Here is a 20,885-nt window from a genome sequence, read left to right as displayed (position 1 = left end):
GCGTAATGGCAAGTTACAGGTACAAAAAGATTCTCAGAGTTTCCCGCATATAGCCAGATGTTCACGATGCAATTACTTGCATCGGGGGCAATTCATTTACCCGTTGGAGCAACAGTTAGGAGATGTGAATTACGAATTCCATGTTCCAAAATCGATTCGCGGATATCTTCTGGCATGCGCTTCATAAAGCCAGAATTAATGAAAGCATGACGTAATGCTTTCGTTTCTTCATCCGTTTGACCAATTAGGAACGGGAAACTTCCTTTTTCTTTCGCCAATTCAATCGATTCGCGGTAAGCAGTTGTCGCAATTACTTCAAATACTTCATCCACTAATTGATTTCCTTCAGGCGAGCCGTATTCTTTTTCACAGTAGATGTGAAGATCAGCAAGCCCCATCACACCAAGACCTACACGGCGTTCGCCAAGAGCTTGTACTTTATTATCTTCAAGGAAGTACGGTGTAGCATCGATGACGTTATCTTGCATACGCACACCAGTCCGTACCGTCTCTCTCAACTTTTCAAAGTTAACCGTCTTCGTATTTTTGTCTGCCATCTCAGCAAGATTGACAGCAGCTAAATTACAGACAGAATATGGTGCAAGTGGTTGTTCACCACACGGATTCGTTGCTACAACTTGCTGTCCGTAAGCCTTCGCATTCGTGTCGTCATTTGCATTATCAATGAAGAATATGCCTGGTTCCGCTGAATACGTAGCACAGATATTAATTAAATCCCATAGTGCGCGGGCTTTAATCGTACGATACACACGAACTTCGTGACCTAGACGTTCCCATTCGCGTACATCGCCAACTTCATGCCACTGTTCATTATAATGCTTCATTTGTTCAGGAGAATAATTTTCGACTGCCGGGAAACGTAAGTCGTAATCCGCGTCTTCTTCCACCGCTTTCATGAAGTCATCCGTTAATGTTACGGAAATATTCGCTCCTGTCAGGAATTCCGGATTATGAACGGTGTACGTTCCGCCATCCTGAAGCTTCAGCTCAGCGTCCCGGATAATCGCTGCGTTAAAACCACCTTGACCTGGAATTTGTTTATAGTTTGTGATGCCTTGATACATCGCTTCTTCTTGTGCTGTCAAAGGTTTGAAATTCAGTTTCTCATCTGCCAACTTCTTGATCATTTCGTCCTCTGTGTTTTCGATCAAATAACGCAAAATTCGCGGATTTTGCATTTTGGAGATGATGAATTCATAAATGTCCGGGTGCCAGTTTGATAACATGATCATTTGAGCCATTATGTTACGTTGATACGCTACATCAACTCTCTAAGTCACCATAGAGTTCAGACCATATCTTACACCTTATAAGAGGTGTCCTCGCACTTCGAGTTCGCTTGAACCCTACTCTACTCGCTTCTGCTGTTCGCATGCTTTCGATGGTCGTTGAACCTTCCTCATAACATTCGTCTTAGAGGCTTGGCTGCTGATTGTCTTTCACCACTTGTTGTTTTCAAGCATTCACGCTCACCGTTTCCAGTCACGTTGTAGCCAACAAGTCATAAGAGTTTCCAGCAATTCACGAGGTTTTTTTATAGACGAGGCACTTCTCTTTACCACGTCTTGATCCGCCTTGCTCAACCAAATGAGTCAACTTCGCAATATCATCCAGCCATGAAACCGATCCAGATGACTTCCCGTTGACACCGCGTGCCAATGTGTTGCGTGGACGCAATGTCGAACCGTTCGTTCCTACACCGCCACCACGACTCATAATCTCCATCACTTGCTTGCGGTGATCGGAAATTCCTTCACGGGAATCGGGTACAAACGGCATCACATAACAGTTAAAGAACGTGACATCCGTATCCGATCCTGCGCCATACAGCACGCGACCAGCTGGAATGAAGTTCAATGCCTTCAACTGATCATAGAACATGTTATACGACTGCGTTCTTCTATCTTCCGTCTTTTCAACAGATGCAAGTCCAGTCGCATTACGTTTCGCAATTTGCTCGTAGAACACTTCCAGCGGCTTCTCAATCACATCAAGGGGACGTGTAATCATTCCTTTTTGTTGCTCGTCCAGATCATCGATCGATGAACGATATTCTGGCTCAATCCAGATCTCCGCTTTTCCGTTCGCTTTATCAAGTTTTGTAATATAACCTAACCCACGAGCGGGGAACTTTGGATCTTCTCTCACTGTAAGAACGACAAAATCGCCTTCTTTTAATGACTTCTTTTCCATATCTTTAAATGAATACCGATCGATCATTACTAGACGTGATACTCCGCTGTGAGTCAGCTTCATATCCTCGGTAACCGGGTGAACTTGAGGGAAATTCGCAATATCCTCATTCAGCTGTTGCTTATCAAGCATTGGTTCGCCTTGTTTTGACATCGTAACCATATAACATCCTCCTCATAACGCTCCAAACACTATATATAGTGTTTAGCTTATTAAATAATCTACTACATATTGAATAGTATATCAATCGACATGTATTTTTCAAAAACGTAAAATCGTTGATATTACGACATTTCAACAAAAAAATAAAACCAAAGTACTAATTTCATTTCTTGAAATTCCAGTCATCATTGGCATATTTCTCTTTTTCAATTTGATGGACCAAAGCAAGCTGTTCCGGTGTTAATTCAAGTGGTTCCAATGAAATGTCGAGCGACGCTTCAAATCCCTTAGAAAAGGCCTGTTTACATTCCTCTGTTGAAATCTTGCGGTCCGTCAATCGGTCAATCGCAATTGCTCGATCTGGCAACGTTCTACGTACGCGTTCTTTCAAAGCGGGCGATGAATAGGTAAAAATAGATGTCAATTTATCGACATCTAAGCTCATCAAAATTGCCCCATGTTGCAAAATCACGCCTTTTTGACGTGTTTGGGCACTGCCGGCAACCTTTTTACCTTCTACGACAAGTTCATACCAGCTTGGTGCATCAAAACAAACACCGCTCTTTGGACTTCGTAATTGCGCTGTGATCTCTTGATCCGGAATCGAGAATTCTGCTTGAAGCCCTAGATTACGAAATCCTTGCAGCAATCCGCCAGAAATCACACGGTATGCTTCTGTCACCGTCTCCGGCATATTCGGGTATTTTTCACTAACAATTACACTGTATGTAAGCTCATGTTCATGCAGGACACCACGCCCCCCTGTTGGTCTTCGGACAAATCCAAGCTCAAGTTCTTTCACTTTTTCCATATCGATATCTTTTTCAATACGCTGGAAGTACCCTATCGATAATGTAGCGGGTTCCCACTCATAAAAACGCAGAACCGGTCCGATTTCACCTCGGCTATGTAAGTCAAGCAGCGCTTCGTCCAGCGCCATATTGAAGGAAGGACTACATTTCCCAGAGTCTACATAATGCCACACGGCTTTTGTCATAATCTATTCTCCTTCGTGTTTATACTCCACCAATAGTATAGGAAATCGTCAATGAAAAAAACAATAACGCATTTCATTTTATCATTAGGATTGAACTGATGCCAGATAATCTTTATAATAGAGATATTGATGAAGGGGGAAGTTTTTTTGAGTTATTATATTTTGGGAGTAGCCGTGCTCGCGGTCATTTTGTATTTCGTTATAACATACATACGGGTCGGGAAGGCATTGACCAGTCTGACACAAGAAGAGTTTATTAAAGGGTATCGCAAAGCACAATTGATCGATGTGCGTGAACCAAAAGATTTCGAAGCTGGACATATTTTAGGTGCGCGTAATATTCCATTTACACAGTTCTCACAGCGCTATAAGGAAATCCGCCCCGATAAACCCGTTTATCTTTATGACCAAAACACTAGCCGTACAGGCCGTGCAGCGCTGTTCTTGAAGAAAAAAGGTTGTACAGAAATCTATCAGCTACGTGGTGGATTTAAACAGTGGTCAGGTAAAATTAAAACAAAATAACATTGTAGATCCTCCTTAAAAAGGAGGATCTACTTATTTATAGGGAGAGTGTTTTAGTAATGATACCATCTTTTTTAATTCCACTTCATTCGGCACAATACGAAAAATTGACACATTATCACAATTACGGTGTCGTCATTGAAGCGATTCTTGACACACTTCAACAACGTTCACCTGCCGATTGGCAAATCATCCAAGTCGATGAATTCGCTTCTTACACAGAAACGATGCTTCCTGAATTGATTCATCGCAAACAATTGCCTTATGAATCACTTAGTCATATCTACGCCACATTGCCGACACAAAAGATTCAGCAAGACGTATCAACTGATGCATTTTCACTACAAGGCGCTGAAACAATTGACAATCAGTTGCTATTCTTTCCTGAACATCAAATCGCCATCGCCAATATTAGCTATTATGTCGCGACAGGCTCCACTTGGTCAGAGCATACAGTATTTGCGCCATCTGCGAGTCACGTCAAAGATTTCATCGAAGTGCTGAATCAACTTCAACGAGAAGCGATGAAAACGAATATTACGTATTTAGTGGATACGGAAGAAGGTATGGAAAAAAAGACGTATGGCGCTGGCACACAAATCGAGCGCAGTGACGTCCTGCTCGATGAACATTTGAAAAATGATCTATTTCGTTCTATCGATGAATTCTTCCGAGACGGTGGGGCTTTCTTTAAAGAATACGGGCTGCCATATAAAAGAGGGATCTTGCTGTACGGATCTCCGGGTAACGGCAAAACGACGCTTGTGCGTTCCATCACCGGAACAACTGACGCACCTGTCGTCTACTGGCAAATCACGGAATTCACAGGAAGTCATTCCGTACAAGAAGTGTTCACTACAGTCGAACGCCTAGCACCCGCCATCCTCGTCATTGAAGATATGGACTCCATGCCTGAACATATGAGAAGCACATTTCTGAACATTCTAGATGGCGTACATGTCCGTGACGGCCTATTCATAATTGGTACGACCAATTATCCTGAACGCATTGACCCTGCCCTCATCAACCGTGCAGGCCGATTTGACAGCACATATGAAATCAAATCCCCGACACGAGAAGTTCGTAAGCTATACATGGAAAAACTGGATCGCAAAAAGATACTTTCGGAAGAACAAATTGAAGAAATAGCGAAGCAGACAAAAGGCCTTTCAGTATCACAGTTGAATGAATTATATATGTCGATTGCGCTTACTTACCATTACGAGAAGAACATTCAATATGAAGAACGAATCCGCCAGTTACAGAAGCAGCATCGACAAGCTACTCGTGATGAATGGGAAACCGATTCACCCATTGGTTATTAAAACGAAAAAGAGGTCGTCTTGAATTGTTCAAGACAACCTCTTTTTCTTGGTTATGAATATTTTTACGCGGTGTCACTCAGTCTAGTTATAGACTCTGATTTCCATACAAAGATGCGCATTACTTTCAAAGACCGTAATGGCTTGTGAATGTTGTAATTCCATATGATCACAAGTATATAATAGTAAGCTTCTATTATTCACAGTGATTTATACATTAAACAACAGTAGTGTCGATTTAAGGGTGTTTTATTCCGCCTATAATGCTTGAATTATCAATCATCATACACATTTCCGTCATAATCTGAAAATAATATAGTAGTCAGTCAAAATGCGACATACTTTTCATTTCGCTTTATATATGATAAGTAAGTTGCTTCTATGACGAACAAGATAACCGCCACATGACTTGAAGCGTAATATATATTACGGAGGAAGAAAATGAATAAATCTATTAAAAAACATTTACTATTGTTTAGAATTGAAGTAAAGAGAATTATCATGTATAAGAAAGCCGAATTCTTGGGAATCACACATCCAAGCGTTGTAAGAAGTAGCCAGCGACTGGATAGCCTATTGAACAGAGTGCAAGGAATTTATTCATAACTATTGAAGTCCCATACATAGTATCAATAATAGTTCCAAGCAAAAAAGACAGTTCCCGTTTTGGAACTGTCTTTTTGTATTGCCTACACTTTATCATTCAAGACTTCAATTAAATTCGACATTTAATATTACTTGATTTTATGGAAATCGCTAGGCTACCTATTGCGTGAAGGAAAATAATCCAATAAACATTAGTCATATTCGCTTCACTACCTTTCTATAATCCATATGTAGTGCGATGCTTAATAGTAATAATACGCCAACCATAGAGAGGGGTATCACCCATAGATTGTCTGCCGTTGTATAAAGGCCTAAAAACATTATGCCGATCGCAATAATTGGAGCCGATATATAATAAGGTTTGGCATTATAAAACCACCCATATGTGAAAAAGTGCGCCCCCGTAATAATGGCAAATATCATAATTGCTTCCTGTGGGCTTTTTAACATACTCCAAAAAAGTATCGGAAAATAGAGAATCTGTGCTAGATTCAAATATAACCCTAAACTACCTAAGGCATTATTTTTAAATTTCCAATCGGCCTTTAGTACATATGAAATACCAACTGAAAGCGGGAACATTAAACCTGTTGAAAAAAGCATCCACATATTTTTCTGAGTTATTTCTATTGACTGCATAAATATAATGGTAATAATCAACCAAATTACACTAGCAGATAGGATAAATGAGATCCCATTTCTCCCTTTAATCGATAAATCATTTTTCATCTCATATATCGTCAAAGAAATCTTCCACCTTTCCTCTTCTCTTGTAAAACAGCATCGCTAAATAATGCAATGGATATCTATTGCACATACTCCACTCTATAGTTTTTCTGTGTTTGGATAGATTTCTTTAATAAAGGCCGCAGATTGTTTTATTAATTTCCTTAATATCTCTATTTCAATATCCGCAATTTTGTTGACGTATATACAGGATTTACCTGTTGTATATTTCCCGAAATCCTTCAGTAGTTTCTCTCGCTCTTCATTTTCAAGTGTTATATATAAACTGATTTTGGCTTTTCGTGGTGAAAAACCTACGATTGGCGCATCCCCTTCATGACCAGAACTATATTTGTAATGATATTTGCCAAACCCTATAATACTAGGTCCCCACATTTTCGCTTTATACCCCGTCGTTTCGGTGAAGATATCTACTAATTTAAAAGCATCTTCACGCTTTTTAGGTTGACCAATTTCCTCAATAAATTCAATGACACTACGATCGGTTTCTTTAGTTTTTAATTCGTACATTGAATACACTCCATTCTACTATTTCGTTGAATTATGCTTAATCTATAATGATTTCTAGATCACTACTTGTCTGATCCTCCCAACTTAACTGGAATACACAATTTTTGATTCTTTTACTACTATTCTGTAAATACAACTAATCGAAAATTAGAAAAGATTATTGATTACAGCACCGGTATCGCATATTGATTTTATTAAAGGGAAATCGCACCGTCGTTCTTATGACGTTAGTATCACACATATGCCTTTGTATTATTTAAATGACCGAAAAATCAATCTTTTTTGTTGTCGCTTCCCGAATTGTTGCATCTATAAAAATATTATCTAACATGGATATAACTTCAGCTTTCATCATGTTTTATTAAAGATACCAGTTACTGTTAGCATTCTCAATCTACTTGTGAAAAGTATAATTAACGTGTATATTTAACTATTGATAATCATAGGTGTCTTAGCTATATGTAGGTAAGTTACTTCGATTATTGCAGAGGGTTCGTAACCATCCCCTCTAAAAACAAAACTATGGAGGAATGTAGAGTGAATAAAGCAGTTGTAGTATTTAGTGGCGGACAAGATTCTACCACTTGCCTATTATGGGCAATGGAAGAATTTGATGAAGTAGAAACCGTCACGTTTTTGTATGGGCAAAGACATAAGTCGGAAGTTGATTGCGCTACAAAGATCGCGAAAGACTTAGGAGTTAAACAAAAAATCATCCAAATGGACGTTCTCAATCAGTTAACCTCGAACGCCTTGACCAGAAAAGACATGCAAATTGAAGCAGAGGAAGGAAGTGTCCCCAATACATTTGTCGAGGGACGGAATCATATATTTCTTTCATTTGCAGCAATCTATGCTAAATCAATTGGCGCGAATGCGATTATAACCGGTGTAAGCGAGACGGATTTCAGTGGATATCCGGATTGTCGTGATGCGTTTATTCGTTCTTTAAATACGACGTTGAATTTAGCAATGGACTATACATTTGATTTAATCACTCCTTTAATGTGGAAAGACAAAGCAGAAGTTTGGAAATTAGCGGATCAAATGGGTCGGCTGGAGTACGTAAGAGACAACACATTAACTTGCTATAACGGTGTGATCGCCAATGGCTGCCTAGAATGTCCCGCTTGCAAGCTGAGAAATGACGGACTAGCGAAATACTTACAAGGACAACATGCCTCATGATCCGAATTACGATTTATTTATTATCCATCATTCTTGCCAATGTAATTACAGCACGATTTGCACCACTTGAACTAGGTCCACTCATTATTCCCTACGGTACTTTGTTCATTGGATTAACACTTGTCATGAGAGATATGGTCCAAAATAGATTCGGAAGACATCAAACATACATATTGATTGGAGTCGCACTTTTATTATCTGCTCTTACAAGTCATTTATTAGGGGATCAACTATGGATCGTCTTTGCAAGTACACTTAGTTTTATTGTTTCGGAAACAGCAGATACTGAAATTTACACCCGCTTTAAATTACCTTTTGTAAAAAGAGTACTATTTTCCGGTGTTGTGGCCGGCTTTTTAGACTCTAGTTTATTTGTAATTATTGGTATCGGTCCACTAGGGCTTCACTTCGTGCCGTGGGAATTGGTTCCATTTGCTATACTCGGACAATGGATAGCGAAAGTGTTAATGCAGTTAATTGTTGCGGGTGGAATTAGACAAGTTGTGATGAAGTTAAATATATATGAACCAAATGTTTCAGAAGTACATTAAAAGGGGTTTGAAAAATGCTAGAAAACAGTAAAAACAACCTGACATTACTCGGCAATCAAGAGACAAAATATAACTATGAATATGATCCAGACATTTTAGAAACGTTTGAAAATCAACATCAAGACAATGATTACTTTGTTAAATTTAATATTCCTGAATTCACTAGCCTGTGTCCAATCACTGGCCAACCTGACTTTGCTACCATATATATATCCTATATTCCTGATGTGAAAATGGTAGAAAGTAAATCGTTAAAGCTTTATATGTTCAGTTTCCGAAATCATCCAGGTTTTCATGAAGATTGTGCAAATCTAATTATGAAAGATTTGATTCATTTAATGGATCCACGCTATATTGAAGTATGGGCCAAGTTCACCCCGCGTGGTGGTATCTCAATTGATCCGTATTGCAATTACGGGAAACCTGGAACGTATTTTGAACAAATGGCTAAAGAAAGACTTTTTCAACATGATTTATATCCCGAAAAGATAGATAATAGATAATTTTCCCTGCCAGGCACAGACAATCCTAAAATGTCTCCGTGCCTGGCATTTTACTATTTGTCTTAAAATAGAGCGGAACACATATAAAAACTGCCTTACAATGCAAAACAAATGATATACATAGCTATACTTTACATCCATTCCTAGCCCTTTCATTAAAATGTATGTAATTTTAATCTCATCACATACACTATCGGAATTTTTATCTTCGCTTACACATACGGTATAAATGGGACGTGAAGTATTCATCATCATATACCAGTAAATGGAGGGAATTTCGTGAAAGATGAATCGGCAAACGAAAATATGAATAGAAAACAGAATCGAAAAAGTCAGCAGTTGGATCAATTTAAAGTGGACAATAAAGGGAAAAAGCTTACGACCAATCAAGGAGTGAAAGTATCCAATGATGAAGAGTCATTAAAAGCTGGAGTACGTGGACCTACTTTAATGGAAGGAATCCATTTAAAAGAAAAACTCATGCACTTTGACCGTGAACGGATTCCTGAACGAGTTGTTCATGCAAGAGGATATGCAGCACATGGTGAGTTCGAGTTATACGAATCAATGAAAGACTATACAACAGCTGACTTTCTCCAGAAAGCAGGACAGAAGACACCCGTTTTCACTCGTTTTTCTAACGTAGCTGGAAATCTAGGATCGGTTGATACGGCAAGAGATGTCCGGGGTTTTGCGGTGAAGTTTTATACAGAAGAAGGAAATTACGATTTGGTCGGAAATAATTTACCTGTGTTTTTCATCCAAGACAGCATGAAATTTCCCGATCTTGTTCATGCAGTCAAACCTGAACCGGACACAGATATGCCTCAAGCAGCCTCTGCCCATGATACCTTCTGGGATTTCATAGCAAACAATCAAGAGTCCGCCCATATGGTGATGTGGCAAATGTCGGACCGCACGATTCCTAGAAGTTGGCGAATGATGGAAGGCTTTGGTGTTCATACATTCAGGTTGATCAACAGTGAAGGTCAAGCTACTTTCGTAAAATTTCATTGGAAACCGATACTCGGCGTACATTCATTAGTATGGGACGAAGCGCAGAAAATCGCTGGAAAAAATGCAGACTTCCAACGCAAAGATCTATGGGAATGTATTGATAAAGGCTATTTTGCTGAATATGAATTTGGCGTCCAATTGATTGCAGAAGAAGACGAATTCATGTTCGATTTTGATATTCTCGATGCAACAAAACTGTGGCCAGAAGAGATAGTGCCTGTTAAAATCATCGGCAAAATGACGTTAAATCAAAACGTCACGAACGTCTTTGCTGAAACTGAACAAGCCGCCTTCCATCCCGGCAACGTAGTGCCAGGTATAGATTTCACTAATGATCCACTTTTACAGGGAAGACTTTTATCTTATCTCGATACTCAACTATACCGCCTCGGTGGGCCAAACTTTACAGAAATTCCGATTAATCGTGCAGTATGTCCATTCCATAACAATCAGAGAAATGGATTCAATCGTCAGCGGATTGATGTCGGCAAAGTAAGTTATCATAAAAATTCCTTGGCTGATAATACACCTTCCACTTCCACAGCAAAAGAAGGCGGATTTGTTCACTATGCTGAAAAAGTGGAAGGTCGAATTATTCAAGCGCGAAGCGAATCATTCAAAGATCACTTTTCTCAAGCTCGACTCTTCTGGAATAGTATGTCACCGCCGGAAAAACAACATATTATTAACGCGTTTAGCTTTGAGATCGGAAAAGTGAGTAGTATAAGTGTGAGACAACAAGTAGTGGATATGTTCGCAAACGTCGATCAGGAAATGGCTACACTAATCGCAAACAATGTAGGAGTGAATAAGCCAACTGGTGAACAAGTCAATGTTACAGAGTCATCCCCTGCGCTGAGCCAAGAAAATACTCCCCGCTATCCATACAGTTTGAAGGTTGGTATTCTCATTGGTGACGGATTCTCTGACGAAGAAGTGAAGTCGACAATTGAACATCTAGCAAAGTATGGAGTTTGGGCATATACGATCGGTGAGAAGCTTGGTACGGTAACAGGTAAAAACGGATTGGAGATTCATGTCAATGAAACGTTTATGACTACAGCACCCGTTTTATTCGACTCTCTCTATATAGTAGGCGGAAACGCAGCCAATCAAGCGAAGTTCAATGCCGATAGTGTCTATTTCATCAATGAGGCATTCAGACATTATAAACCGATTGGTGTTGCCAAAACCGGAAACACTGTTTTCACAGCATCTGACGCAAAAAAGGGACCGGGTATCATACTTGGAGAAAATAGCGCTACGTTTAATGATGATTTTATACTCGCTATTACACAGCAACGTTTTTGGGAACGAGATATTTACTAATATGTAAAGCAAGAAGCGTCACTCTTCATTTAGAGTGACGCTTCTTTGTATTCAAATCCATGAATATAACTTTCGAAAACACATCATGACAAAGTCACTATATTATTTCTGAAACATATGAACTCTCACTTCTTTTGCGCTAACATATACCACGCTTTTCATCGTAATGATTGTCATCGCTTTTCATTACCTGGGAAATTAAAAGACAAGACGATCCAAATATTTAGCTATTTGGGTCTTCATTTTATAGTCCGATCGATAACCACTTTTTATTCTGTACGCTGTATGTTACTAATCACTTGATATAGTATTCTCAGCATGCTATATGCTATATCAATAGAACAATTTTAAAAAGTAAAAAGCTACCAGTTACCGGCTCGTCATCACGTGCCCGTATCTGGTAGCTTTACGTGTAATGTAATAAAGTATTCCATCCAAAGTCATTTTACACGTTAACGTAAAACTCCTTCAGCTTCCGGAATATTATTTATGTCAATGGCATTTAATTTGCAGAAATAGTTCAGAAATTCTTGTGCTTCTTTGATTTGCTCTTCATCCGTTTTTAACGCGATAATATCTTTTAAAATTTGAGCTGTCCAAATATTATCAAAGTAACGGAATGTACCTGAATTCCATGATGTACGTTCAGGATAGTTCTTATTTTTATAGTAATTCCAGAAAAGCATTTTCTCGGCTTCTTCTTCTGTAAGTTGAATTCTATATTCAGGGTGTGTAGGCACCAAACCGTCCTCGCCGATACTTCCAGTAAACGTATCATCAACCATGAAAAGACCCGTAATGGTTCTTTCCGTTTCCGCTTGATCTGAAGTTCTCACAGTCAGAACACCTGCACTGTTCGGACGCAAACGAGTTACTGGGTTGGGTAATCCTTTATTCTTCCCACTTTGTATGCTTCCAGTAGATATTTCCCAATCACTAAATACTTCAAACTGTCTTTCTTTATCTAACCAGAAGACAATTTGTGAGCTTTCATGAATTTTATGGTTCTTTAATATTTCCCTACGTTGCTGTTCAAGCGCCCGGATAGCCTTCTCTTCTTTACGCTTCTTTTCCAATATTTTTTCTTCTGCTCTTCGTTCCACGAAGACCTTCTCTAAAGACTCTGCCATACTTCGATTGTTTAAAGTAATAAAATTCTCGAATGCATCGGGATAGACAAATCTTTTACGATCTTTATTGAAGTCAACGGTGATAAATGACTCCTCGTGTTCCACGATATTTCCTTCACCAAACACGTTATGAGTAATTTCTTCATTAATTAAATTCACTAGACAATCTCCTCCTATAAATTCTTTGATAACTACTTTACAGTTAATCTAATTAACGTAATCCGTGTTTTCACATCTTATTTCATCGAAATACAACCACCCATTTTTCAAATTCAAAAAATGCGCCCTTCATTCCTAACTGGAATAAGTTGCGCAGGAGTATTACATACCGTCCTGTTTACTTGTACATATACAGTATAACACATAATTCGAATTTTCTCAAATTTACGGTTGACATCGGTCATTTGTTTATCGTATAATATACAATTTTGATTTTACGAGACTATGTTTAGAACTAGTTTTATTCTTACTGCTATCCATATGTAGTCCACACGTTCCGCGAGATATCTTCATGAACCATGGGGTTTACAGCATATAAAAATCGAATCATTATTTCTCTTCCGATGATCTATTGGTTCTTAATATTGTATTCTTCAAACACCCTGTGTATAACGGAAGAGTGACCAGAGTGCTATAGTATTTTCAATTCAAAAAGCACCGCTAACTTTTAGCGGCGCTCCATTCAATGTATTTTATTATTGTACTGTTTCTTCTACTGGTGACTGTTCTTTTATATAACGCAACACAGGCTTACGCGCTGCCTTCGTTTCATCAAGGCGTCCAATGACAGTTGTGTGTGGTGCTTCTTGAACGATTTCCGGATTCTCTTCTACTTCTTTAGCAATTTGAATCATCGCTTCGATGAAGTTATCCAATGTTTCTTTGGATTCCGTTTCTGTCGGCTCGATCATTATAGCCTCTTCTACGTTCAACGGGAAATAGATTGTTGGCGGATGATAACCAAAGTCTAGCAAACGCTTCGCCATATCGAGTGTACGTGCACCAAGTTTCTTCTGACGACGACCAGACAAAACAAATTCGTGTTTACAGTGCTGTGTATACGGAAGGTCGAAGTATGGCTCTAGACGACGCATCATATAGTTCGCATTGAGTACTGCGTATTCCGTTACAGCCTTTAAGCCGTCAGGACCCATTGAACGAATATACGTATACGCACGTAGGTAAATACCGAAGTTTCCGTAGTACGGCTTCACACGACCAATAGATTGTGGCACGTCGTAATTCAACACGAAGCGATCATCTACTTTTTGAACAACGGGTTTTGGCATGAATGCCGCCAATTCATCTGTTACACCTACCGGACCTGAACCTGGTCCCCCACCGCCGTGAGGACCTGTGAACGTCTTGTGCAAGTTCAAGTGAACTGCATCAAAGCCCATGTCGCCGGGGCGTGCTTTGGACATAACCGCATTCAAGTTCGCACCGTCGTAATAGAGTTTTCCACCGACTCCGTGAACCACTGCCGCCATTTCTAAGATGTCTTCTTCGAAAAGACCTAGCGTATTCGGATTCGTTAACATCAACGCCGCTGTATCAGGACCTACTTTTGACTTCAAATCTTCAAGATCTACTAAGCCTTTTTCATTTGACTTCACTGTTACGGTGTCAAAGCCAGCAACCGTTGCAGAAGCTGGGTTTGTTCCGTGAGCGGAGTCTGGAACAAGTACTTTCGTGCGCTGCGTATCACCGTTCGCCTCATGGAAAGCACGGATCATCATCAATGCTGTCCACTCGCCATGCGCGCCAGCTGCAGGTTGCAATGTAACTTGTGGCATACCCGTGATTTCAGCTAAATGTTGTTGCAGATCGTATACTACTTCGAGTGCACCTTGTACAGTGGATTCGTCTTGTAGCGGGTGAACGCGTGCGAAGCCTGGGAAACGAGCAACTGCTTCGTTAATTTTCGGATTGTATTTCATCGTACAAGAACCTAATGGATAGAATCCTGTATCGACACCATGATTACGGTTAGACAACGCAGTATAGTGACGCATGATGTCCAACTCAGATACTTCAGGCAGTTCCGCGTCTTCCGTACGAATTACGCCTTGAGACAAAATGGACGTAACGTCTACTTCAGGCACATCTAATTCAGGTAAGCTATAACCGATTCGTCCGGGTTTGGATAGTTCAAAAATGAGTGATTGATTGTCCTTATGCATGGATAGCCTCCAGTTCTTGCACGTATGCATCGATTTCTTCTTTCGTACGTTGTTCTGTTACAGCGATCAGTGCGTGATTCGCCAGACTCTCATCTACGAGACTTAAATCATATCCACCAATAATTCCTTGTTCAAGTAAGCGTTTATTGACATCTTTAATAGGTGATTTACAATCCACTACGAGTTCATTGAAATGCGCAGGACCGAATTTCACTTCAAATCCAGCTTTTTCAAATGCTTGTTTCGCATAAGCTGTTTTCGCGATATTCTGATAAGCGATTTCTTTAATTCCTTCTTTACCTAGGGCTGTCATCGCAACGGATGCCGCAAGAGCGTTCAGCGCTTGGTTTGAACAAATATTGGATGTCGCTTTGTCACGACGAATATGTTGCTCACGCGCCTGCAATGTCAGTACGTATCCTCTACGCCCTTGATCGTCATTCGTCTCACCAACTAGACGACCAGGAACTTTACGCATCAACTTTTTCGATACTGCGAAATACCCACAATGTGGTCCACCGAATGATTCCGCAATTCCGAATGGTTGTGCATCTCCAACCGTAATATCCGCTCCAAGCGCGCCAGGTGGTGTCAAGAGTCCAAGTGCAAGTGGATTAGCCGAGACGATCGATAGTGCCCCATGTTCATGTGCAATATCGCTGATTACTTGTAGATCTTCTACTTGGCCGTAAAAGTTCGGATATTGAACGAGCACTGCTGCAGTCTCATCGTCAATCATTTCTTTAAGTTTATCGATATCCGTTACACCGTTTGTATGTGGAATCGTTACCACGTCAATGTACTGCCCGTCTGCGTATGACTTCACAACTGCGCGTGATTCGTTGTGAACCGTAGCAGATACAAGTAACTTCTTACGGCGTGTATGACCTGCAGCAAGTGTCCCCGCTTCAGCAAGTGACGTGCCTCCGTCATACATGGAAGAGTTCGCTAGCTCCATGCCTGTCAATTCGCAAATCATCGTCTGAAATTCGAAAATCGCCTGTAACTCGCCTTGTGAAATTTCGGGCTGGTATGGTGTATATGCCGTATAAAATTCTGAACGTGAAATGACATGATCTACAATAATTGGACGATAGTGGTCATAGACTCCCGCTCCTAGGAACGAAGCATAATCCTGAGCATTTATATTTTTCGCAGCCAAACGTCCAAGTTCTTTTAAAAGAGATGTTTCGGATTTAGCCGGTTTAATTTGGTACTCCCCTTTAAATCGTACTTTCTCCGGAATATCCGAAAAAAGTTCATCAATAGAGGAAACTCCAATTGTTTCTAGCATATCTTTCTGATCTTGCTCCGTCATAGGTAGATAACGATGCTTCATAATTTTTTACCCCTTTTCACTTATGATCTTTTATAGAAAGGTGTTGCAATGACTTTTGCTTTCAGACGTTTCGCGCGGATTTCCACTTCCACTTCCGTACCAAGCTCAGTGAACTCTGTAGATAGAAGCGCAAAACCGATGTTCTTTTTTAATGTAGGAGACTGCGTACCCGTTGTGACTTCGCCGATCTCCCGGTCACCCACAAACACTTTATAACCAGTACGTGGAATTCCTTTATCGATCATTTCCAGTCCAACTAGCTTACGTTCCACACCTTGTTCTTTTTGCTTTACAAGAACATCTTTACCAATGAAATTTTCTTCTTTATTCACTTTTACGACGAAACCAAGCCCTGCTTCTAATGGAGAAATATCCTCTCTCAATTCTTGACCGTAAAGAGGTAGACCTGCTTCAAAGCGCAATGTGTCTCGTGCACCAAGACCTGCAGGTACGACACCGTCTTCTTTGCCTTCCAGCAAAATCTTTGTCCACAAGTTTTGGATTGCTTCGGGTGTACCATAGATCTCAAATCCATTTTCTCCCGTATAACCAGTACGTGAAACGAGTACATTTTCTCCGTCCACTTGAACATGTTCTTTAAAACGGAAAAACTTGATTTCTTCAAGTGGCTCATCCGTCAGTTTCTGTAATACCGACTCAGCCATCGGTCCCTGCAATGCAAGTAACGCGTAATTGGAAGACTGGTTGTCAATGACGACATTGTCAATCCGTTGCTTTTCCATCCAAGCTACATCTTTTTCGATATTCGATGCATTGACTACCAATAAATAACGCGCTTCCTCTAATTTATAAATTAAAAAGTCATCGATCGTTCCACCTTGCTCATTACACATCACTGTATACTGTGCTTGGCCTATTTTCAGTTTGGAAACATCATTCGTCACAAGCTTTTGCAAATAGTCGAGCGCTCCGCCACCACTGACAAACACTTCTCCCATATGCGAGACATCAAACAAACCCGCTTTTGTCCGAACAGCTTCGTGTTCCGCTTTAATACTAGAGAACTGCACAGGTAACTCCCAGCCGCCAAAGTCGATGGTCTTACCCCCGTACTCTTTATAACTTTCAAATAACGGTGTACGTAATAATTGATTTGTCAAACTGTTTCCTCCTTTTTGTTCTGATCAAGGAACGATCAGTATGTACTTCATCAAAAAAAGGACAGGGGTCTCCTATAAAAGAGAACCCCTGTCCTTTTGCCTGAAAGCTTTACAGTTTCCATACTTTCTTCGGCCGCTGATTACTCAGCACTCTCCAGAGATGCGTCATGTATGCGTTTTGTTACCTGAGAGATTCATAACATTCGTTATTTGCTCCTTCGGCGGCGCCTAATGCGCGCTCTCCCCATACAATCATTCGCATTATTGAGTTAATTTTTTCTTCACTGATATCTTAACATTTTATATAAGTAAGCGCAATCTATTTATTAATAGCGCATAAAAGCGAATGATAGCTCAACTACAAACTAAATCATTCGCTTTTTAAATGAGTTATTGATATCTTTCAATTTGAAAGATAATATATTCTGCAATGTCCGTTAAAGATTTTCCCGTTGTTTCCACAGTGAAATGGGCAGACTGTAAATACTTCGATTTGCGTTTTTTATAAAGGGCTTCTAATTCTGCCCGCGAAGATTGTTGTACAATCGGACGATTGACATCAGTCGAGATTCTTCGCCAAATATCACGGAATGATGCGTTGAGGAAAAACACGATACCCGTTTCACGCATCAGTTGAATATTCTTTTCTTTTACCGCAACACCCCCACCGGTCGCCACAATACAATACTCTTCAGGGAATTTTTCGAGAAATTCTGTTTCCAACTGTCGGAAATACAGTTCGCCGTATTGATCAAATATCTCAGGAATCGTCATTTGCATTTGTTCTGTAATTTCATGATCCATATCAAAGAACGGAATACCTGTTAACGTATGCAGCCGTTTACCGATTGCGCTCTTTCCACACCCCATGAATCCCACTAAATAAATCCTTTTCATTTTCATCCATCCCGTTTCATTAATTCAACTGCTTTACGCTCATAATAGGTTTCAAGCCAGTCGTATATTCTGTAGATACTATCTTACCCTCTATTTCAGCATAATTCTATATGTTTCCGTAAAGCTGTGACTTAATTTCTGTACAGCTCACGTAGAATTATTATGCTCTATGACAATTTTTTACTTAACAAAAAAAGAAGCCGCTTCCTTCAAAGTTAAAGGAGTCGACCTCTTTTTTATTACGATCACACACAACCCGAATAATTCCTTTCTGAAATATTATTAGTTTATTCTTTAACAGATTTGTGGTGTTACTCCTAACCCCTCTAGCATAAAATCAAGCGCTCTCATCTCTGGTATACTATTTACGAACTTTCGAGCTTTTTCTCCACTGCTAAAAACGAATGCATCAATCCCATGATCTACTTCACCATCAATACATTGATACAAGTATACAAATGAGCAACCATCCTTTTCATTATTCATGTTTTCACCTAGTACCAAAATCATAGAACTATTATCGTTAGGGCTGAAATAAGTTGTTAAAATTTCATCTCCATTTAAACTAATTCCTTCAGGCATTTTTAAAAACATTTAATTTCTCCTTTTCATAGTCATTCCTAAAATCTTATTAGGAATGGTTGAGTATGATTTTATTGACTTAATCATCTTTTTTACTTCGAGAATATTCTCTATTAAAAATTAAAGAGACTTACACAAATTATTGAACTTCCTCACCTTGCATTCTTATTGCGAGGCAAGAAATTCCTGGGCAATTGTACTTCTAGCACAAAGTAATCAGGCTATCCCCGGGTCCCAACGGTTGAATTAGTTTTAAATACACGCGGAATCTCTTTCTAATTTATATAATCTGATAGCTTCTATTTTAATATTTTTTGCTGCGTTAAGATCTCGATCATGTACTGCTCTACACGATGGACAAACCCATGAGCGTATTTTAAGATTTTTAATTTCTTTATTTTGAAAACCACACTCACTACAAAGTTGACTAGATGCAAAGAATGAATCAATTGATATTATTATCCTTCCGTACCAATTAGCTTTGTAATTCAACATGTTTACAAATTTCGACCAACTTGCATCATGGATTGCTTCACTCAATTGCTTTTCCTTCACCATTGACTTGACTTGCAAACTTTCTAATCCTATCACTTGGTTTTCGTGAATCAAACGAGTGGAAAGTTTTTGCAAAAAGTCTTCTCGAAAACATTTTATTTTCTGGTGAACTTTCGTTATTTTCCTTTTATTTTCCTCCCAAGATTTCGATCCCTCTTGTTTTCGTGCCAATGCTCGTTGCAGAAATGCCAATCTTTTTTTGTAAGATTGAAACGTCTTGGGATTGCGGACTATTTCTCCATTTGATAAAACTAATAGATTTGTAATACCTAAATCAATGCCAATCGATTCGTTCTTTGCAGGTTTATATGGTGAATACGCCAACTCACAGATTATAGAAACTGAATATTTCCCCAATCGACTCTTACTAACTGTAACCCTTTTAATTATACCTTCAACGTCACGAGATTTGGAAAAACGTACCCATCCTAATTTGGGTAGTTTAATTCGATTTTCTTTAATTTCTATACATCCACGGGAGTTTTTGGTTGTATAACTTTGGACTGAGTGCTTCTTATTTTTAAATCGAGGATGACCTAGATTATCATACTCCGTAGGAATATAGTTAATTTCTTCATATTTTTTAACAGTTTTTTTGTGCAAAACTTTTTTCATTTTATTATAACGTTTAAAGCCCTGATACAAGTATTCAATGCTTGATTGAAGTGCAATAGAATCCGCTTCCTTTAACCACTCAAACGATTTTTTTAATTCAGGGAGGATTTTTATGGCATCAAATTTTGAAAGCCATGGTAAAGATCTCTTTCTACGTTCCAAATTCTCAAATAGTATATGATTATAAACGAACCGAGCACAACCAATGGTTTGGTTAATCATTTTTTGTTGTTCAACATTCGGATGAATCTTATATTTGTATCCCTTCATGCGAAAATCCTTTTGAACCACTGATATCACTCCCATCTATACCTTATTATAATACCGTTTCAGAATTTTTCAAATAGTTTGTACCCTTTATAACTATTAATTATAACTTTTTAAATATCTTTCTATTTGACTAGCTAACTTTTGTATGAAATTCCTTTCATGCTTCCTAATTTAAGGGTTTTAAACAAAGCTAATATATTATGTTTAAGATTTTTCAGCTATTGTAATTTTTAAAAATTATCCTACAAGTTGGTATCAGTAAATAGCTTCAGAGTACGCAAGTGTGCCTGGTATTTTGGATTGATCCACTGGGATACATAACGATCAATTAATCATATGAAATCCACTCGTGTATAGCCCTCTCCCACTCTTGCATGAATTAATATCTTTATAGCTACAGATGTAGCTATAAATTGCTTACCGGTTTTCTCATTCAGATAATTAATGACAACACATGCGACGTCGAGATTCATCTCGACTTGGTCTTTATTCTTTATTTTTAAAGATTCTTTAAGTTCTTTA

The 20,885-nt window shown here is 39.1% G+C and carries 19 protein-coding genes, 1 pseudogene and 1 riboswitch; of the genes and pseudogenes, 7 read left to right on the top strand and 13 right to left on the bottom strand.

Features of this window, described 5'->3' with window-relative positions; genetic code table 11:
- Positions 1–92 precede the first annotated feature (92 nt).
- The 3 genes and pseudogenes from CSV60_RS14590 to CSV60_RS14580 all read right to left on the bottom strand — a co-directional run bounded on the left by CSV60_RS14590 (position 93) and on the right by CSV60_RS14580 (position 3,373).
- Positions 93–1,250 (bottom strand): hypothetical protein, encoded by a 1,158-nt coding sequence (locus CSV60_RS14590; protein WP_369823654.1) that lies wholly within the window; start codon positions 1,248–1,250, stop codon positions 93–95.
- A 328-nt stretch (positions 1,251–1,578) separates the two neighbouring features.
- Positions 1,579–2,376, bottom strand: a pseudogene (locus tag CSV60_RS14585) (ribonucleotide reductase N-terminal alpha domain-containing protein); the annotation flags it as partial.
- Positions 2,377–2,539: 163 nt separating this feature from the next.
- Positions 2,540–3,373, bottom strand: a complete 834-nt coding sequence (locus CSV60_RS14580; protein WP_099637490.1) for a lipoate--protein ligase family protein — start codon at positions 3,371–3,373, stop codon at positions 2,540–2,542.
- 129 nt (positions 3,374–3,502) lie between these two features.
- Here CSV60_RS14580 and CSV60_RS14575 point away from each other — a divergent pair, with 129 nt between their 5' ends.
- The 3 genes from CSV60_RS14575 to CSV60_RS14565 all read left to right on the top strand — a co-directional run bounded on the left by CSV60_RS14575 (position 3,503) and on the right by CSV60_RS14565 (position 5,826).
- Positions 3,503–3,898: a rhodanese-like domain-containing protein gene (locus CSV60_RS14575; protein WP_199173114.1), complete on the top strand. Its 396-nt coding sequence runs from the start codon at positions 3,503–3,505 to the stop codon at positions 3,896–3,898.
- Between the two features lie 59 nt (positions 3,899–3,957).
- On the top strand, positions 3,958–5,223 hold the full coding sequence (locus CSV60_RS14570; protein ID WP_099637489.1) for an ATP-binding protein: 1,266 nt from the start codon (positions 3,958–3,960) through the stop codon (positions 5,221–5,223).
- Between the two features lie 438 nt (positions 5,224–5,661).
- Positions 5,662–5,826 (top strand): aspartyl-phosphate phosphatase Spo0E family protein, encoded by a 165-nt coding sequence (locus tag CSV60_RS14565; RefSeq protein ID WP_099637488.1) that lies wholly within the window; start codon positions 5,662–5,664, stop codon positions 5,824–5,826.
- Between the two features lie 195 nt (positions 5,827–6,021).
- Here CSV60_RS14565 and CSV60_RS14560 read toward each other — a convergent pair whose 3' ends face one another.
- Together CSV60_RS14560 and CSV60_RS14555 are read right to left on the bottom strand one after the other, a co-directional pair.
- Complete coding sequence (locus tag CSV60_RS14560; RefSeq protein WP_099637487.1) at positions 6,022–6,570, bottom strand: DUF7010 family protein; 549 nt, start codon at positions 6,568–6,570, stop codon at positions 6,022–6,024.
- Between the two features lie 81 nt (positions 6,571–6,651).
- A complete protein-coding gene (locus CSV60_RS14555; protein ID WP_099637486.1) occupies positions 6,652–7,083 on the bottom strand; it encodes a DUF1801 domain-containing protein in 432 nt (143 codons plus the stop codon).
- 522 nt (positions 7,084–7,605) lie between these two features.
- Between CSV60_RS14555 and queC the strand changes: the two genes are divergently transcribed.
- The 4 genes from queC to CSV60_RS14535 all read left to right on the top strand — a co-directional run bounded on the left by queC (position 7,606) and on the right by CSV60_RS14535 (position 11,671).
- Complete coding sequence (queC, locus tag CSV60_RS14550; RefSeq protein ID WP_099637485.1) at positions 7,606–8,271, top strand: 7-cyano-7-deazaguanine synthase QueC; 666 nt, start codon at positions 7,606–7,608, stop codon at positions 8,269–8,271.
- Positions 8,271–8,822, top strand: a complete 552-nt coding sequence (locus CSV60_RS14545; protein WP_099630337.1) for a VUT family protein — start codon at positions 8,271–8,273, stop codon at positions 8,820–8,822. Before queC ends, CSV60_RS14545 begins: the two co-directional genes overlap by 1 nt.
- Positions 8,823–8,836: 14 nt before the next feature.
- Entirely contained in the window at positions 8,837–9,325 is a 489-nt protein-coding gene (gene queF / locus CSV60_RS14540) for a preQ(1) synthase (protein ID WP_099630094.1), read from the top strand.
- A 306-nt stretch (positions 9,326–9,631) separates the two neighbouring features.
- Positions 9,632–11,671, top strand: coding sequence for a catalase (locus tag CSV60_RS14535; protein WP_199175298.1), 2,040 nt, complete (start codon positions 9,632–9,634; stop codon positions 11,669–11,671).
- 452 nt (positions 11,672–12,123) lie between these two features.
- On the opposite strand, the gene CSV60_RS14530 is transcribed toward CSV60_RS14535, so the two are convergent.
- The 8 genes from CSV60_RS14530 to CSV60_RS14495 form a co-directional block, all read right to left on the bottom strand.
- On the bottom strand, positions 12,124–12,960 hold the full coding sequence (locus tag CSV60_RS14530; protein ID WP_099637483.1) for a malate synthase: 837 nt from the start codon (positions 12,958–12,960) through the stop codon (positions 12,124–12,126).
- A gap of 536 nt (positions 12,961–13,496) precedes the next feature.
- Positions 13,497–14,984, bottom strand: coding sequence for an aminomethyl-transferring glycine dehydrogenase subunit GcvPB (gcvPB, locus tag CSV60_RS14525; RefSeq protein WP_099637482.1), 1,488 nt, complete (start codon positions 14,982–14,984; stop codon positions 13,497–13,499).
- A complete protein-coding gene (gene gcvPA / locus CSV60_RS14520) occupies positions 14,977–16,323 on the bottom strand; it encodes an aminomethyl-transferring glycine dehydrogenase subunit GcvPA (protein ID WP_099637481.1) in 1,347 nt (448 codons plus the stop codon). The genes gcvPB and gcvPA overlap by 8 nt, the downstream gene beginning before the upstream one ends.
- 20 nt (positions 16,324–16,343) lie before the next feature.
- A complete protein-coding gene (gcvT, locus tag CSV60_RS14515) occupies positions 16,344–17,444 on the bottom strand; it encodes a glycine cleavage system aminomethyltransferase GcvT (RefSeq protein ID WP_099637480.1) in 1,101 nt (366 codons plus the stop codon).
- Between the two features lie 163 nt (positions 17,445–17,607).
- Positions 17,608–17,700: riboswitch (glycine riboswitch) on the bottom strand.
- Positions 17,701–17,834: 134 nt separating this feature from the next.
- The gene (locus tag CSV60_RS14510; RefSeq protein WP_099630100.1) at positions 17,835–18,341 is read right to left on the bottom strand and encodes a shikimate kinase; all 507 of its coding nucleotides are present in this window, start codon (positions 18,339–18,341) and stop codon (positions 17,835–17,837) included.
- Positions 18,342–18,635: 294 nt separating this feature from the next.
- Entirely contained in the window at positions 18,636–18,935 is a 300-nt protein-coding gene (locus tag CSV60_RS14505; protein WP_099637479.1) for a hypothetical protein, read from the bottom strand.
- Positions 18,936–19,175: 240 nt separating this feature from the next.
- On the bottom strand, positions 19,176–20,384 hold the full coding sequence (gene tnpB, locus CSV60_RS14500; protein ID WP_233189643.1) for an IS200/IS605 family element RNA-guided endonuclease TnpB: 1,209 nt from the start codon (positions 20,382–20,384) through the stop codon (positions 19,176–19,178).
- A gap of 311 nt (positions 20,385–20,695) precedes the next feature.
- Positions 20,696–20,885 (bottom strand): conserved phage C-terminal domain-containing protein (locus CSV60_RS14495; protein WP_199175297.1); only part of this gene is annotated, 190 nt, incomplete at its 5' end.

Source organism: Sporosarcina sp. P7 (genome assembly GCF_002743425.1).
Taxonomy (GTDB): Bacteria; Bacillota; Bacilli; order Bacillales_A; family Planococcaceae; genus Sporosarcina.
The sequence above is the reverse complement of the archived record's forward strand: the minus strand, read 5'-3'. Positions and strand labels throughout refer to the sequence as shown.

Excerpts from the sequence above, each read along its gene's own strand:
- CSV60_RS14580 (WP_099637490.1), bottom strand. The coding sequence starts at position 3,373 with ATGACAAAAGCCGTGTGGCATTATGTAGACTCTGGGAAATGTAGTCCT.
- CSV60_RS14575 (WP_199173114.1), top strand. The coding sequence starts at position 3,503 with ATGAAGGGGGAAGTTTTTTTGAGTTATTATATTTTGGGAGTAGCCGTG.
- CSV60_RS14570 (WP_099637489.1), top strand. The coding sequence starts at position 3,958 with ATGATACCATCTTTTTTAATTCCACTTCATTCGGCACAATACGAAAAA.
- CSV60_RS14565 (WP_099637488.1), top strand. The coding sequence starts at position 5,662 with ATGAATAAATCTATTAAAAAACATTTACTATTGTTTAGAATTGAAGTA.
- CSV60_RS14555 (WP_099637486.1), bottom strand. The coding sequence starts at position 7,083 with ATGTACGAATTAAAAACTAAAGAAACCGATCGTAGTGTCATTGAATTT.
- queC (WP_099637485.1), top strand. The coding sequence starts at position 7,606 with ATGGAGGAATGTAGAGTGAATAAAGCAGTTGTAGTATTTAGTGGCGGA.
- queF (WP_099630094.1), top strand. The coding sequence starts at position 8,837 with ATGCTAGAAAACAGTAAAAACAACCTGACATTACTCGGCAATCAAGAG.
- CSV60_RS14535 (WP_199175298.1), top strand. The coding sequence starts at position 9,632 with ATGAATAGAAAACAGAATCGAAAAAGTCAGCAGTTGGATCAATTTAAA.
- gcvPB (WP_099637482.1), bottom strand. The coding sequence starts at position 14,984 with ATGCATAAGGACAATCAATCACTCATTTTTGAACTATCCAAACCCGGA.
- gcvPA (WP_099637481.1), bottom strand. The coding sequence starts at position 16,323 with ATGAAGCATCGTTATCTACCTATGACGGAGCAAGATCAGAAAGATATG.
- CSV60_RS14510 (WP_099630100.1), bottom strand. The coding sequence starts at position 18,341 with ATGAAAAGGATTTATTTAGTGGGATTCATGGGGTGTGGAAAGAGCGCA.
- CSV60_RS14505 (WP_099637479.1), bottom strand. The coding sequence starts at position 18,935 with ATGTTTTTAAAAATGCCTGAAGGAATTAGTTTAAATGGAGATGAAATT.